Genomic DNA, 16,802 nt, shown 5'->3' with positions numbered 1-16,802 from the left:
GGATTTCGTTTCGAAGCGGGGCACGTTGCCTCCTGCTACTTGCGCCTGGCCAGGCGCATCTAGGTGCAGTTCCTGCCAGATCGCCGCCAGCGCCTGCTCGATCTCGCCTTGCGGGGCTTCGTACTGCGCGCTCGCGTAGTCCTGCTGCTGCGGGTCGGGCAGCGCATGGCGGTCGAGCTTGCCGTTGGGCGTCAGCGGCARCCGCGCCACCACCACCACCGCCGCCGGCACCATCGGGGGCGGCAGCTCATCCTTCAGCCGCTGCCTGACCTGTGCAACGTCGAGTTCGTGCCCATCGCGCACGGTGACGTAGGCCACCAGCTTCTCCGWGCGCACCACCACTGCCGCCTCGCCGATGCCGTCTTGCCGGCACAGCGCCGCCTCGATCTCGCCCAGCTCGATCCGAAATCCCCTGAGCTTGACTTGCTGGTCATTGCGCCCCAGGTAGTCGATCGTKCCGTCGGCCCGCCACCGGCCCAGGTCGCCGGTGCGGTACATCCGCCCGCCCGGCTTGAACGGGTCAGGCAGGAAGCGCTGCGCGGTCAGCTCCTCGCGGTTCAGGTAGCCCGAGCCCACGCCCACGCCGCCGACGCAGATCTCGCCCACCACCCCCACCGGTACCGGCTGCAGCTGCCCGTCCAACACGTACAGCCGYGTGTGCGGCACCGGCTTGCCCAGCGGAATCGGCTGGCCTTGCAGCTCGGCTTCCTGCAACAGGTGGAACGCACACACGTCCGCGCATTCGGTCGGGCCGTAGCTGTTGACAACCTTCAGCGCGGGATAGCGCCGGTTCAGCCTGGCGATGCGCGCCGCGCTGATCGGCTCGCCGCCCAGCACCACGTGCTTCAGGCTGCCCAATGCGTTGCCGGGGTCAGCGTCGGCGATCGTGTAGAACGCACTGGGCGTCAGGTTGATGAGGCTGATCGCCTCGCGCTCGATCACCTGTGCCAGCAGCCCSGGCTCGAAGGGCTCGGGCGCCAGRTGCACGCAGCCRCCCACCAACAGCGGGCCCAGCAGGTTCTTCTGCGTCAGGTCGAAGCTCTGCGAGGTGACCACCAGCACGCGGTCGGCTTGCGACAGCCGCACCGCCTGCAGGTACCAGCGCAGCAGGTTGTGCAACCCACGGTGGTACACCCCTGCGCCCTTGGGCCGGCCGGTGGAGCCCGAGGTGAAGATCACGTAGGCCAGGTTCGACGGCGTCGACGCCGGTGCCAGATCGTCCGAAGGCTGCTCGGCGATGCGCGGCCAGTCCTCATCGAGCGCGATCACTTCCGCCCCGCAAGACGGCAGGCGAGCCTTCAGGCAGCCTTGTGTCAGCACCACCGCCGGCTTCGCGTCAGCCAGCATGTCGGCCAGGCGCTGCGGCGGATACGACGGGTCCATCGGCACATAGGCGCCGCCGGCCTTCAGCACGCCCAGCAACGCCACCAGCAGCTCGGCCCGGCGCTCCATGCACACCGCCACCAACCGATCCGCGCCCACGCCCAGCAGCCGCAGCGTGCGCGCCAGCTGGTTGGCTCGCGCGTTCAGCTCGGCGTAGCTGATGCTGCGCCCGGCATCGGTCACTGCCACCGCATCCGGGCTGCGCACCCGCGCGTTCAGCTCGGCGTAGCTGATGGAACCGATCCGCGCCCACGCCCAGCAGCCGCAGCGTGCGCGCCAGCTGGTTGGCTCGCGCGTTCAGCTCGGCGTAGCTGATGCTGCGCCCGGCATCGGTCACTGCCACCGCATCCGGGCTGCGCASCGCCTGCGCTTCGATCAACCCATGCACCAGCYGCTCCGCCGGATACCCCTCGCCCGCCTCGTTGAACGACTGCAGCACACGCCACCGCTCGTCCAGCACCAGCGGCCGGCCATCGACCTCCACGCCCCGGAGCCGTTCGAGCAGGCCCTGGTTGTCCGCCGGCATCAGCGGCAGGTCAGCGAGGCGCTGCCCCGGGTCGGCCACCGCCGAGCCCAGCAGGAAGGCCAGGTGCGAGGCCATGCGCGCCATCGCGTCGTGCTCGAACAGCGCAGTGGCGTACTTCAGCACGCCGCGCAGCGACTCGCCGGCGTCTACCACTTCCAGCGTCAGGTCGAACTGGCCTTCCTGCTGCGGCAGCTCGTAGGACTCCAGAACCAGGTTGCGCCAGGCCACGCGCTTCTCGCCGGTGGCGCTGGACATCAGCCCGATGAAGTCAGCCGACTGCTGCGAGCGCTGCAGCACGAACGACACCTGGTACAGCGGATGGCGGCTCGGGTCACGCCGTGCGCCGAGCACTTCCACCAGCAGCGAGAACGGATAGTCCTGGTGCGCCAGTGCGCCCAGCACCGTCTGCTTCACCTGCTGCAGCAGCGCACTGAACGGCGCTTGCGGGTCGATGCGCGCATCCAGCACCACCGGGTTGACGAAGTAACCCACCACGCCGGCCGACTCGGGCCGGTCGCGCCCGGCAGTGGGCGAGCCGACGAGGATGCGGTCCTGCCCGCTGTGCTTGTGCAGCAGCAGCTGGAAACCGGCCAGCAGCAGCATGTACAGCGTCACGCCCTCGCGCCGCGCCAGCTCGCGCAAAGCGCCGGCCAGCGGCACGGGCAGGCTGAAGGTGCAGGAGGCGCCCTCGTGCTGCGGCACCGGCGGCCGCGGTCGGCTGGTGGGCAACGCCAGCGGCTCGGCATCACCCAGCCGCTGCGCTGCCCAGTAGTCGCGCATCCGCGCGCCGTGCGAGCCGGCCAGCTGTTCCTGTTCGGCCTTCACGTGCGCAAGGTAACTGCCCGCCATCGGCGGCAGGCCGGCCTCGCCTCGGCCGGCGTCCTCGTAGAGCCGTCGCCATTCCTCGAGCAGCGTCCACAGCGACCAGCCGTCGCCGATGATGTGGTGGCCCGACAGCAGCAGCACATGGTTGTCGGCCGAGCAGCTGAACACCTCCGCGCGCAGCAGCGGGCCGGTCTCCAGGTCGAAGGGCGCGCGATAGGCCGCCCCCACCTCGCGGCGCAGGCGCGGCTCGTCCCAGCCCGCGGCGTCGACTTCGCGCAGCGCGAACGCCGCCTTCGACACCACCCTTTGCCGCGGCTCGCCCTCGTGCAGCTCGAATGTGGACCGCAGTGACGGATGGCGTGCGGTCAGCGCTTCGAAGCACCGGCGCAGCAGGCCGGCGTCGAGGGCCGACCTCACCCGCACCGCGAACCCGATGTTGTAGGCCGCACTGAGCGGCGCGAAGCGATGCAGGAACCACAGCGCCCGCTGCCCCTGCGACAGCGGCTGGAAGCGCGGCGCCGCGGCGGCCGCAAGGCGGCTGCGCAACACGTCGCGTTTCTGCGCGGCGGTCAGGGGCGGTTGGGAGGAGAGCGTGGTGTCGGACATGGGGGGCTGGCGGGCAAGCGTGTGGATCAGGCGGGGGACCGCGGCGCGAAGGACTCGATGAAGTCGGAGAACGCGGTGCGGCAGGCAGCGCTCATCCGCTGGTTTCCGCTTTGGAACATGTGCTGCATTTGCCGCGTGATGCGGCGGCGGAACAGGCGGTTGCGCAGGTCGTACAGCGTCACGCGGCCGTCGGGGCTCGGGCGGGTCTGCTCGATCAGGTTGGCCACCTCGATCTCCACCAGCGCGGTCAGCGTGGTGGGCGGGATCGCGATGCGGCGGCCGTCGCTGCGCAGGCGCAGCGTGGGCGCGGAGGGGTGGGCCTGGTCGAAGAAGTCGTCGCGCTCGACGGCGCAGAACAGGTAGGCCAGCACCTCGGCGCTGTCGCCGATCGTTTCGCGCACTCGCTCGCGCTGCGTGGTGGCAATCGACTGGTGGCGAAAGTAGGCGGTGCCGTAGACGCTATGGAACAGGCCGGCCACACACACCGGCTGCGGATTGCCCCAGGCTTCGAGCAGGTCGTGCGTGCCCTTCAGGTGATGCAGCAAGGTGCGGCTGCTGTGGGCCTTGCCGCCGGTGCCCAGGGCTTCCAGCAAGGCGAGGTGCTGTGTTTCGATCATGGATGTTGTTTTCGCGGGTGGGGGGTGGGAGATCAGGCGACCACCGGCTCGCTGGCAAAGCACAGTGCCTCGCGTGGCGTGGTGCGGCCTTCCAGCAAGGCGACGACCACCTTGCGCTGGCCGCGAAACGGCCGGCGGCCATGCGCCACCTGCAGGTTGTCGGCCAGGACCACGTCGCCGGCCTGCCACGGGAAGACGATCGCCTCGGCCTTGAAGGCCTCGCGCACCGCGTCGAGGTCGGCTGGGAGAATCTCGCCGCCATCGCCGAAGAAGGCATGGCGCGGCAGCCGGTTGGCACCGAACTGGCGCAGCATCGCCGGGGCGGCGGCGCCGAGCGCGCTGACGTGGAACAGGTGCGCCTGGTTGAAGAGAAAGCGCTCGCCGGTGGCCGGATGGCGCACCGTGCCCTGGCAAGCCTGGCTGGTGCGAAGCACGTCGCCGGCCAGCCAGTCGCACGCGATGCCGCGTTCATGGCAGATGCGCTCCACCTCGGCGCGGTCGTCGGTCTGGAACGACTTCTGCCACGGCACGTCCATCAGCGGGTGGTAGTGCCGCACGTAGCGCACGCCGCGCGACTCGAAGCGGTCGAGCAGCGCCTCGCCCAGCCGCGCGCCCACGCCCCGCATGTCGGCCAGGGGCGTCTCGCCGCCGGTGGCCGCGGGCTGCAGGCAGCACAGGCTGATCTTCATCGGCCAGTCGCGCTGGTAGGCACATTCGTTGTGCAGCGGGATATCCAGCGCGGCTGGATACTCGGTGGCGGTGAAGATCCGGTCGCCCAGCGCGGTGCGCGGCGTGGAGCTGTAGAGGTAGTCGAGCCGGTCGTCGGTGAGCGCGCCGACGAAGCGGTCGAAGGCCGCCACGTCAGCCACCGCGAAGCCACGCAGCAGCACCGCGCCGTGCGCCAGCACCCGGGCCTCGATCGCCTGGCGGTGCGTGCGTGTGAAGCCGGCAAGGTCTCGCCCCGCGGCGGGCGCGTCGACGACGAGCGGCAGCCGCGCGTCGTCGCGCAACGGGCGGGCAGGAAAATCGGTCATGCGGATGCCTTTGTGGTTGCTATGAAGCTGCGGGCGACAGCTCGGACGGTGCGGGCGCCAACGCGCGCGCCTCGATCAGGTGGGCGACGAACTGGTGCAGCCAAGCGCGGCCGATGGCCGGGAAGCGCACGCCCAGTCCGGCCAGCAGCGCGGTGCTTCGCGCATGGTCGTAGGCCACGTTGCGCGGCGGCCGAGCAGCCCACGACAGCGCGAGCGCCGCGTCGCGCTGGCCGGCGTCCGTGGCCGACGACAGCAGCGCCAGCAACGTGGGCGACTCGTGCGGTTGCAAGGGCAGGCCCAGCTCGCGCATCGCCTCGAACACCTGCGCATACGGCGTGGGCTGGCTGTTGTCGACATGGAAGGTGCCGCCACGGCCAGGCGACAGCGATATCTCGACGATGCCCCGGGCGACCACATCGACGGGGCTGAGCACGACACCTTCCTGCGTGTGGCGCGGGTAGCGGCCCAGCGCCACGATGCCGCGCAGCAGCTGTACCAGCTGGTTGTCGCTCGCGTTGCACTGGAACTGGCCCGTCTGCGAATGGCCGGTGACGTTGCCCGAGCGATAGATCGACACCCGGCGCGGCGCCTCGGCGGCATGGCGGCGCAGCCGCAGCTCGGCGCGGTATTTCGAGGCCTCGTAAGGGTTCTGGAACTGCTGCCCGCCGTCGAGGCAGTGCTCGTCGAAGCGCCACGGCGGGCCGGGCGGCGCCACGCCGGCGACGGCCAGCGTGGACATGCAGTGAATGTCCTTGGCACGCCCCGCGCCGGCCAGCGCGATCACGTGTTCGACGCCTGCCACGTTGTGGCGCTCGAAGTGCCCCGCCTCGCCGAACAGCCGCACGTCGGCTGCGAAGTGGTAGATCGCGTCGGCCTGCGCGACAAGCCGGCCGTACTGGTCGGCCGACAGGCCGAAGCGCGGCAGCGACACGTCGCCGTCGAGCACGGTCACGCGGCCGCGCAGCAGCGCCGCCAGCGCGGGGCTCACGCGGCGCAGCGCATCGGCCAGCCGCTCGGCCGCCGGCCGGCCGGGGCGGCCGCGCACCAGGCAGTGGATCTGCGCCGTTGTTTGCTGCAGCAGTTCGGCCAGCACGTGCGCGCCGATGAAGCCGGTGGCACCGGTCAGCAGGATGCAGTCGTAGGCGCCGCCCTGCGCTTGCGACGGCACGGTGGCCTGCAGCAGCGTCGGCGGCACGTGGGCAAGCAACCCGCCGGCGGCCAGCGGCGCCGCATGGCACAGCGGCTCCCGGACAGGCGCCTGCCCGTGCAACGCGGCCAGCAGCCGCAGTGCAATGGCCTTCACCTCGTCGTCCCGGTAGCGGTCGACCGAATGGCACAGCTCGGCCACCCAGCTGGCGCCGGCGCGCTTGACCGTCAACACCAGGTCATAGGGACGCCGGTTCGACGGGCCCCGCGCCGGCGCGGGCGCCAGCGGCGAGACCGACAGCGGCAGCGCCGGATCGTGCCGCAAGCCGATGTCGCCGATGAAGTTGAAGCACAGCCGCGGCGTGCCGGTTGCCGCCGTGGGCTCATGCCCATGGCCGAGATGGCGCACCCGCCCCATCGCCGCCGCTGCCGAGGCGATCGCCACGCCGGCGTCGCTCGCATCGGCCAGCAGCGACAGCGCGAAGGTGGAGGTGAACCAGCCCACCACGCGCGACACGTCGACCTCGTCGCGCAGACATTCGCGGCCATGGCTCTCGACGTCGATGCCAACGGTGCGCTGCCCGGCCTGCGCCGCGCAGGCATGGGCGAAGCTGCCCAGCAGCACCGTGCCCAGGTGGGCCTCGTGGCGGCTGCAGGCCTGGGCGACTGCTTCGGGCACCTCGCCACTGAACAGCTCGCACCACAGCGTGCGGGCCTGGCCCTCACGGCGGCTGCCGGGCGCCACGGCCGATGGCCGAACGGCCCGGTGCCAGGCCTCGGGCAGCCGCTCGTGCAGGTGCGCGGTCCACTGCCAGAAGCTGCAGGTCCGCGGCATCGGCGCCGCATCGTCGGCATGGTGCCTCACCAGATCGTCGACGACGATTCGCCACGACACCGCGTCGATGCACAGGTGGTGCGCCACCAGCACCAATACCCAGCGCCGCGCGCCGAACGCGGCGCAGTGCAACTTGAACACCTCGCCGCGCTCGATGCTGATCGCGGCATTGAGCACGGCGCAACGCTCGGCCACTGCGCGCTGCACGTGGGCCTCGTCGGCCTGCACATCGCTGCCGTGCGACAGCGGCAGCGGCAGATGCTGCACATTCACCTCGAACGGCACGATGTCCGATGCCTCACGCCGGTAGCCTGTGCGCAGCATCGGATGCTCCGCCAGGACGCGCCCCACCGCCCGCGCGAGCCGCGCCACGTCGACCGGCACCGCGCTCTCCAGGACCAGGCACTGGTTCCAGTGGTCGGGTGCATCGAAGGCCTGCGCGAAAAACCAGGCCTGCGCCGGCGACAGCCGGCCTTGGGACGGCGGCACCTCGGGCAACGCCCGCGCCGCCGGCACGCTGTCCAGCCGCTCGATCACTGCCGCCAGCGACGTGATGCTGCGGTGCTGCTCGAACAGCCGCGCGGTGAGCGGATGGCCGCGCAGCTGCAGCGCCGCGATGATCTGCATCGCCGACAGCGAATCGCCGCCGGCCTCGAAGAAATCGGTATCGGGATCGTAGGCCCCGCCGCCGAGGTGCTCGCACCAGGCGGCATGGATTTCGGCCTCCAGTGGCGTCAGCGGGCGCAGCGCTGCGTCCGCCTGCGGCACCAAGGCCAGCGCTTCGACCACCCGTTCGCGCACCGCGCGGTGGTGCACCTTGCCGTTGGCATCGAGTGGCAACGCATCGCAGGTGAACCAGTGGGCCGGCACCATGTGCGACGGCAGCCGTTCGCGGGCCAGTTGGCGGAGCGCCTTCACCCGCTCCGCCGGCCAACGCGGCGCGCTCAGCGCCACCAGCTGATCGTGTCCGTTGACCGGATACAGCGCCACCGCCGCGGCCGCCACGCCGTCGAAGCCCTGCAGCGCAAGCTCCACCTCCTCCAGCTCCACGCGGTGGCCCATCAGCTTGACCTGGCGGTCGATGCGGCCCAGGCATTCGACGCATCCCTGCGCGTCGATGCGCACCAGGTCACCCGTGCGGTAGAAGCGGCCCGGCTGGCCCTCGATGTGCACGAAGCGCTCGGCCGTGCGCTCGCCGTCGCCCAGGTAGCCCTGCGCCACCGACGGCCCGCCGATGTACAGCTCGCCGGTGCAGTCGCACTCGCCGAAGCGGCCAGGCGCCGTCTCGACCGCGAAGCGGGTGCAGCCGATCGCGCGCCCCACCGGCACCGAGGCCCGGCCTTCATGGGAGGCCAGGTCATGCGGCTTCATCGGGTGGATGGCGACGCCCACCGTCGTCTCGGTGGGACCGTAGTGGTTGGCCACCTGCTCGGCCGCGCCCGCAGCGAAGCTGTGGCGCACCAGTTCGGGCGCCAGCCGTTCGCCGCCCAGCACCAGCCGCTTCAGCGCATGCGGCCAGGCCCTGCCGGCAGCCAGCACCGCGCGCCAGTGCGAGGGCGTGATCTTCAACAGGTCGATGCGCTGGTCCACCAGGTAGGCGCACAACGCCGCCGGGTCCTGCCGCAGGCCGTCACTTGCCACGTGCAGCGTGCCGCCGGTCCACAGCGCGAGGAAGATCGCGGTATGGCCCAGGTCGGCGTTGAAGGTGCTCACGTGCGCATACGACCAGCCCGGCTCCACCTGGAGCCGGGCGGCTGCCGACTCCGTGTAGTGCGCGATGTTGTCGTGCGTGACCGCCACGCCCTTGGGGCCGCCGGTGGAGCCCGAGGTGTAGGACACATAGGCCAGCCCCCCGGAAGCCGGCAATGCATCGGGGGCGCGGCCTGCCGCGGCCAGCACATCGGGCGTGAATGCGGCGATTCCCTGCGCCATCAGCCCCGCCGCGCGCGCCGGCAGCGCGATCACCGGAGCAGGCTGCAAGCCCCGCATCCGCGCCGCCAGCTGCGGCTCCGCGCCGTCGTCCTCCAGCAGCGTGTAGGCCGCGCCACTGCCCAGCACGCCCAATGCGGCCGCCACCAGGCCCGCGCCGCGCGGCATGCACACGACCACCACGTCGCCGCGGCCGATGCCTTGGTGCTGCAGTCCGTGGGCGATGGCGGTGCAGTGGACCAGCAGCGCGGCATAGCTGAAGCGCGCGTCGTCGCCCACCAGCGCAGGCCGCTGCGGATGTTCGGCAGCCGTGTCCTGCAGGCGATGGATGAGGCTCGGGATGGAGGGAACGCTCATGACCGGTCTCATGCGGCGGGGGCGTCCGGGTCGAGTTCGCCCAGCAGCGCATCGACCTCGTCGTCGGACAGGTTGTCGATCCCCTCCAGCAGGCTGGCGGCTTCTGCGCCGTCGAGCGAGTCTCGATCAGCCACGGAGAGGACCTGCGCGGGCGCGGCCGGTGCGCGACCGATCTCGTCGGACAGCAGCACCGCCAGGTCGTGCAGGCTCGCACCTTCAAGGAACTTGACGATCGGCACCGCGACGCCCAGCTCAGGCTCGATGCGGTTCTTCATCTCGAGCGCCATCAGGGAGTCGATGCCCATCTCGTTCACCGGACGGCGCACGTCGACCGTCCCGGCGGCCACGCCCAGCGTGCGGGCGAGCTGGCCGCACAGATACTGCCCGAGCTGCCCGGTGCGCTGCGCCGCGGGCAGCGCGGCCAGCTGGGCGCGCGGCAGCGTTTCGGCCAAGGCCGGCTCTGCCCGGCGCACCAGGCCGGCGAAGGTGGACATGCGCGACAACTGCGGATAGGCCGCCGCCGCCAGCACCCAGTCGACGTCCATCACCGCGACTTGCGCCTGGTCATGGCGCAGCAGGCGCTCGAGCTGTGCGATTGCCAGCTCGGGTGCCATCGGCGAGAAGCCGCGGGCGGCGAACACGTCACCGGCCTGGCCGTGGCGTGCCACCATGCCCACCTGCGCCCAGCCGCCCCAGTTGATGCTCAGCGCCGGCAGGCCGAGCGCGCGGCGGTGGTGTGCCAACCCGTCGAGCCAGGCATTGGCCACCGCATAGTTGCCCTGCCCCGGCGTGCCGAACAGCGAGGCCACCGACGAGAACAGGACGAAGAAGTCGAGCGGGCATTCGGCGGTGAGCCGGTGCAGGTGCCAGGCGCCGCGCGCCTTCGGCGCCATCACCGCATGGAGGCGCTCCTCGCTCATCTGCAGCAGCAGGCCCGGGTCGACCACCGCCGCCGCATGCAGTACGCCGCGCAGCGGCGGCATCTCGGCATCCACGCGCGCCAGTACCGCGCGCATCTCGCCTTCGAACGTCACGTCGGCCGACACCACCTGCACGTTGACGCCGCGGGCGCGCAGCGCATCGATCTGCGCAGCGGCCTCGGCGCCGGGCGCGCTGCGGCCCACCAGCACGAGGTGGGCCGCGCCGCGGTCGCACAGCCACTGCGCCAGCCGCAGCCCGATGCCGCCCAGCCCGCCCGTCACCAGGTAGGTGGCGTCGGCGCGCAACGCCAACGGCTGGGCCTTGCCGGACGGCTGCAGCGGCAGCGCCAGCCGCTGCAGCCGAGGCTGCAGGCAGCGGCCGCCGCGGATCGCGAGGTGGCGCATCGGCGTCCAGGGGTCGCGCAACCGCAGGGCGAGCTCGGCCACGTCGTCGCGGCCGGGCTGCAGCGGCAAGTCGACAAGACCGCCTTCCAGCTCCGGATGCTCGAAGCCGATCACGCGGCCGAGGCCCCACAGCGACGCGGCGCCGACCACGCTGGACTCGCGCGCCACCGACTGCGCGCCGCAGGTCACGATCGTGATCCGCGCGCGCCGGCCGGCCGTGGCAATGTGCTGCAGCATCTGCAGCAGGCCCACGACCGCATCGTCGCCGGCCGCCGGACGCCACAGATGCAGCAGCGTGAAAGCCTCGTCCGGCCACAGCGCCGCGGCGGCATCGAGCATGCGGGCCAGCTGCATCGCATCGGCGGGATTGGCCTGCCACACCGCCCGTTCGTCGCCGGTATTGAAGTCGCAACCGGCCACCACCTGCACGCAGCAGTCACCCGCCGCGCGCAGCGCATGGGCCAGCCCGGGACCGAGCACCGCATCGGACAGCATCAACCAGCGGCGCGCCTCGGGCGCCGGTGGCGTGGCGGCGTTGGGCACCGGCTCCCATTGCAGCGCGTACAGCAGCGCATCGGGATCCCGATAGGCCTTGGCGCCGCCAGAGCCCACGCGCTCCAGCGTGAAGCCGTCGATGCTCGCGAGCAGGCGGCCCGCGGTGTCGAACACTTCCACATCACCCACAAGCGTTGGTTGGCCTTCAAGGGCCCCGGGCGCCAACCGTGCACGGCTCCACAGCGGCTCACCGGGCGCAGGCCAGGCATGCAGGCTGATGCTGTCGACGCCGACCGGCAGGTAGAGGTCGCGCGAGCCTTCGCCGCCAGCATGCAGCACGCCGGCCAGGGCCTGCAGGCAGGCATCGAGCAGTGCCGGATGAAACCGGTGTCCGGCCGTCTCCAGCCCCTGCGGAAGCTCGATGCGGGCCACCTGCGCGGATCCCTGCGGCCATAGCGCACGCAATCCCTGGAAGGCCGGGCCGTAGCCGATGCCGCGCTCACGGAGGTGCCCGTAGTGCTGCTCAGCGCTCAAGCGCGGCTCGCCAACGGGCGGCGACAGGAAAGCAGCAGGCGCAGGCGCATCGGCGGCGCACTGCGCGATGTCGACGCTGGCATGCAACGTCCATGCCCCGTCTGCGGAGGCCGAGTTCGGCCGGCTGAAGAAACTCAACTGGGCCGCATCGCCCAGCACGCTCAGTTGCAATTGCAGCCGGCGCGGCTCGGTGTCGGCCAGGAAGAGCGCCCTCTCGATCGCCAGCCGCTCCAGCCGCACGCGGCGGCCGGTCCACACCGACGCGGCTGCCGCCCAGGCCAGCTCCACGTACGTGGTGGTGGGCAGGATGACCGCGCCCTGCACCCGGTGGTCGCCCACATAGGCATGGCGTTTCAGGTCGAGCGCGATGTCCCACACATGGCGGCTGCCCTCGGCCTCGGCGAGGTCGAGGCGCTGGCCCAGCATCGGATGCTCCCCCTGCCGGGCAGGCGGCAAACCATGGGCCTCGGGCAGCCAATGGCGTTGCCGCTGCCATGGGTAGGGGGGCCAGGCCGTCTGCCGTGCGCCTTGCAGATGCAGCCGGCGCCAGTCGATCGCCACGCCCCGCGCGTGCAGTTGGGCCAGCGAGCCGGCGAGGTGCAGACTCTCGGCAGCCTGTCGGCGCAATGCCGGCAGCGTGGTGAGGGCGTGCCCTTGTTCGCGGGCCGTCTGCGCCACGGCATGCGCCAGCACCGGCGGATAGGGTGCGATCTCCACACTGATGCTGCAGCCATGGCGCAGGAGCGTGGCCGCCGCATCACCGAACAGAACCGGCTGGGAGACGTTGCGGGCCCAGTAGGCGCCGTCGAGTGCCACGCCGTCGATCCGCTCCCCGGTGACGCTGGACACCATCGCGATGCGTGCGGGCTGCGGCCGCAGCCCGGCCAGCGCCTCGCTCAGCGTGCTCGCATCGATGTGGCGGCTGTGGCCGGCACCGGGCGCATCGAGCAGGTTGCAGAACACGCCGTCGGCCTTGAGCCGCTGCACGAAGCGCTCCACGGCCTCACGTGCACCGGACACCACGCTGGACGTGGCACTGTTGCTCACCGCCACCGACACCTCGCCATCGCTGGCGTCGATCAGGCGCTGCAGATCGGCCCGCGGCAGGTCGACCGAAGCCATCGCGCTGGCATCGCTCGCCTGTTGCGCCGCCTGCTGCAGCAGATGGCTGCGCAGCGCGATGACCATCGCCGCATCGGCCAGGCTCAGCGCGCCGGCCACGTGGGCCGCGGCCACCTCGCCGAAGCTGTGGCCCACCACCAGCGCCGGCTCGACGCCGAGCGAGCGCCACATCGCGGCCAACGCCACCTGGTAGGCGAACTGACAAGGATGGTAGGCCGCCACCTCCTGCGGCGACGGCGCGGCGCCCTCCCCCGCGAGGCGCTCCAGCACTGACCAGCCGGTGTGCGGCCGCAGCGCCTGGTCGCAGTCGGCCAGCACCTGGGCGAACACCGGTTGGCTGGCCAGGAACTTCCGGCACAGCGACCACGGCTGTGCACGGTGACCAGAGAAGATGAACGCGACCTGCGGCGCCTGTGCGGAGGTCTGGGCCGCAGCAGCGCCGGCCAGCAGTTCGCCCTGCGCGAAAGCCTCCAGTTGCTCGCACAACTCATCCCGCGTGTGGAAGGCCAACGCGAGCCGGTGCTCGTGATGGTCGTGCCGCAGGGCGGCGGCGGCGCACAGCGCATCGAGCCGATGCGTGTCGTGCGGCGCCGCCATCAGGCATTGCTGCAGCGCCTGCGCCCGCTGCCGCAATGCCGCTGCGGAACGCGCCGACAGCGGCAGCAGGTGCACATGGCCATCGGGCCGCAACGGCTCGGCCGGTGTTTCCGCCGCAGGCGCCTGGGCCAGCACCACGTGGGCATTGGTCCCGCCGAAGCCGAAGGCACTGACGCCCGCGATGCGCGCATCGCCTTCCGGCCACGGCGCGCCCTCGGCCTGCACACGCAGCCTCAGCCGATCGAACGGGATGTGCGGGTTGGGCCGCGCGAAATGCAGGCTCGCCGGCAACCAGCCGTGGTGCAGCGACAGCGCCACCTTGATCAGCGACGCGATGCCCGCGGCGGCCTCGGTGTGGCCGATGTTGCTCTTGACCGAACCGAGGCGACAGGCCTCGGCCCTTTCGCCGCCCAGCACCGCCCCCAGCGCATGCGCTTCCACCGGGTCGCCCAGGAGCGTGCCGGTGCCATGCGCCTCGACGTACTGCAGCTGCGACGGCGCGCAGCCAGCGGCCTGCAGCGCGGCACGGATCACGGCCTCCTGCGACGGCTGGCGCGGCGCGGTCAGGCCGTTGCTCAGCCCGTCCTGGTTGACCGCGCTGCCGCGCACCACGGCATAGACGCGGTCGCCGTCGGCCAGCGCGCAGGCCAGCGGCTTCAGCACCACCACGCCCACGCCTTCACTGCGTACCATGCCGTCTGCCTCGGCATCGAAGGCGCGGCAGCGCCCACCGGGACTGGTTCCTCCTGCATTCGAGAAGCTCACCGTGACGTCGGGCCGCAGGATCAGGTTGACGCCGCCGGCCAGGGCCAGCGACGACTCTCCGGCGCGCAGGCTCTGGCAGGCCAGGTGCACCGCGACCAGCGATGACGAGCAGGCGGTGTCCACCGCGAGGCTGGGGCCCTGCAGGTCGAGCAGGTAGGACAGCCGGTTGGCCGCGATGCTGGCAGCGTTGCCGGTGGTCCAGCGCGGATCCTGCGCGAGGCCCGTGGCGGCGCCCAGCGCCGCGTAGTCGCTGTGGCACAGGCCGATGAACACGCCGGTGCGGCTGCCGCGCAGCGTGGCGCCGGGGATGCCGGCGTCCTCGATCGCTTCCCAGGCGGTCTCGAGCAGCACGCGCTGCTGTGGGTCCATGCAGGCCGCCTCGCGCGGCGCGATGCCGAAGAAGCCGGCGTCGAATTCGTCGATGCGCGACAGGAAGCCGCCGCGGCGCGTATTCATGCGGCCGGACGTCAGCGGCCGCGGGTCGTAGAAGGCGTCGCGGTCCCAGCGCTCGGGCGGCACCTCGCCCACCGATTCCAGGCCATCGCGCAGCAGTTGCCAGTAGGCACCGGTGCCATCGGCGCCGGGGAAGCGGCAACCGATGCCCACGATGGCGATCGCGTCGCCGGCCTGGCGCATCTCCGTGGAGGCAGGCACGGCGGGGGCTTCGCGGCACAAACGCCCCAGCAGGCCGCCCATCGTGGGGTCCTCGAAGAACACCGTCGGCGGCACCGGCGCCTGCAGCATGGCCTGCAACTCGGCGCTGAGCTCCACGACCGCCAACGAATCGAGGCCCAGCTCAGCAAGCTGCCGGGCATCGTGCAGATCGTGCAAGGGCAAGCCGAGGCGCTTCGACAGCCAGGCACGCAACACCTCGCGATCGGGCTTGTCGGCGGTCACGGGTGCATCGGCCACTACCGCCGCCGCATCGCGCGGCGTCTCCTGCCAGATCGCAACGGCCTCCAGCGTTCCGTCGAGCAGCCGGGCCTTGCAAGCGCTGCGCTGGATCTTGCCGCTCGATGTCTTGGGGATGATGCCCGGCTTCAGCAGGCACACCGTGTGCGGGCGCAGTTCGTGCGCGGCGAACACCGCGCGCTGCACCGCCTTCACCAGGCCGTCGACATCGGGCTGGCGCAGGTGCTGGCGCGCCAGCTCCACGGCCACCGCGAGCCGCTCCTGGCCGTCTGCCTCGATCGAGAAGACCGCGCAGCACTGGCCGGCGAACGCGGCATGCGCCGCCTCGACGCAGCGCTCGATGTCCTGCGGATAGTGATTGCGGCCGCGGATGATGACCACGTCCTTCACCCGGCCGGCGACGTAGAGTTCACCGTCGTGCACGAAGCCCAGGTCGCCCGTGCGCAGGAAGCGTTGCGCGCGGCCCGGCAGCGTGGCGCGGAAGGTTTCGGCGGTTTGCGCTTCCCGGCCCCAGTACCCCTGCGCGACGCTGGACCCGGCGACCCAGATCTCGCCCACCCCGCCATCGCTGCGCTCGGTGCCGCTGTCCAGGTCGACGATGGCCAGCGTCTCCTCTTCGGCCGCGCTGCCGCAGCCCACGGCCTGGAAACCGTCTGCCCGCAGTTCGACGCGGCGGTGTTGCAGCGCCTGCGCATCGACGCCCAGCAGCAGCGGCCTCTCGCCGCGCGGCGCGCCGGCGGTGAGCAGCGTGCTCTCGGCCATGCCGTAGCAAGGCAGCCATGCCGAGCGGCGAAAGCCGTTGGGCGCGAAGGCCTCCGCGAAGCGGTCGAGCGTGCCGGCGCGCACCGGCTCGGCGCCGTTGAACGCCACTTGCCAGCTGCTCAGGTCCAGGCCCTGGCGGGCGGCCTCGGAAATGCGGTTCACGCACAGCTCGTAGGCGAAGTTCGGGCCGCCGCTGGTGGTGGCACGGTAGCGCGAGATCGCGCGGAGCCAGCGCACCGGGCTTTGCAGGAAATGCGCCGGCGCCATGAACACGCAGGGCGCGCCCAGGTACAGCGTCTGCAGCGTGTTGCCCACCAGCCCCATGTCGTGGAACAACGGCAGCCAGCCGACGAAGCGGGTACCCGGGCCGTGGCCGAAGCAGCGCTCGATCAGCCGCAGGTTGGTCATCAGGTTGGCGTGGCTGACCATCACGCCCTTGGGCTGGCCGGTCGAGCCCGAGGTGTACTGGAGGAAGGCGAGCTGCCCGGGCGCGACGGGGGGCAGCAGGCTGGCCTCGCGGGCGAGGCCAGCACCGGACTCGTCGGTGGCCAGCCACCGCAGCGCGCCGAGTGCCGGCGTGTGTTCGGCGTAGTGCGCGCGGTCGCGCGCCAACTCGGCAGTGGTCAGCAGCAGTGCAGGCGCGCAGTCGGCGATCACGCCGGCCACGCGCTCGTCGTGGCGGCGGCGGTGCGGCGGATACAGCGGCACCGCGATCGCGCCCGCGTAAAGCGCGGCGAAGAAGGCAACGATGAACGCCAGCCCGGACGGGTACAGCATCAGCACCGGCCGGCCGGCCGCCCCCTCGGCCAGCAGCCTGTGTGCCAGCGCGCAGGCCTCGCGGTGCAGTGCGCCGAAGGTGAGGGACTGCTCCTCCAGTTCGCCGTCGACCAGGAAGGTGTAGGCCGGCTCGCCGTCCTGGACATCGGCCCGCCAGTGCAGCAGCTCGGTCAGCGTGGAGAAGTCGCGGTGTCGGGCGCCAAGGTGGAGGTTCATGCGGAGGGTTGCTGTGCCGCGAGCGACGGCAATGAAGGG

Annotated in this window: 5 protein-coding genes and 1 pseudogene; all 6 read right to left on the bottom strand. The window is 71.8% G+C overall.

The genetic code is table 11. From position 1 onward, the window contains the following. Positions 1 to 1,566, bottom strand: a 1,566-nt coding sequence (locus ASC87_RS30705) for an amino acid adenylation domain-containing protein (protein ID WP_162255149.1), incomplete at its 3' end; no start/stop codon positions are given. A gap of 73 nt (positions 1,567 to 1,639) precedes the next feature. Then, a pseudogene (locus ASC87_RS12160) lies at positions 1,640 to 3,340 on the bottom strand (condensation domain-containing protein); the annotation flags it as partial. Between the two features lie 26 nt (positions 3,341 to 3,366). After that, positions 3,367 to 3,957 carry a DUF6817 domain-containing protein gene (locus tag ASC87_RS12155; protein WP_056661597.1) on the bottom strand — a complete coding sequence of 197 codons (591 nt, stop codon included), beginning with the start codon at positions 3,955 to 3,957 and terminating at the stop codon, positions 3,367 to 3,369. A 32-nt stretch (positions 3,958 to 3,989) separates the two neighbouring features. Continuing rightward, entirely contained in the window at positions 3,990 to 4,991 is a 1,002-nt protein-coding gene (locus tag ASC87_RS12150; protein WP_056661595.1) for a TauD/TfdA family dioxygenase, read from the bottom strand. Positions 4,992 to 5,010: 19 nt separating this feature from the next. Then, a complete protein-coding gene (locus ASC87_RS12145) occupies positions 5,011 to 9,258 on the bottom strand; it encodes an AMP-binding protein (protein ID WP_056661592.1) in 4,248 nt (1,415 codons plus the stop codon). Positions 9,259 to 9,266: 8 nt separating this feature from the next. Beyond that, entirely contained in the window at positions 9,267 to 16,763 is a 7,497-nt protein-coding gene (locus ASC87_RS12140; protein ID WP_056661589.1) for a type I polyketide synthase, read from the bottom strand. Between the last annotated feature and the right edge of the window lie 39 nt (positions 16,764 to 16,802).

This window comes from Rhizobacter sp. Root1221 (assembly GCF_001425785.1).
Taxonomy (GTDB): Bacteria; Pseudomonadota; Gammaproteobacteria; order Burkholderiales; family Burkholderiaceae_C; genus Rhizobacter.
The sequence above is the reverse complement of the archived record's forward strand: the minus strand, read 5'-3'. Positions and strand labels throughout refer to the sequence as shown.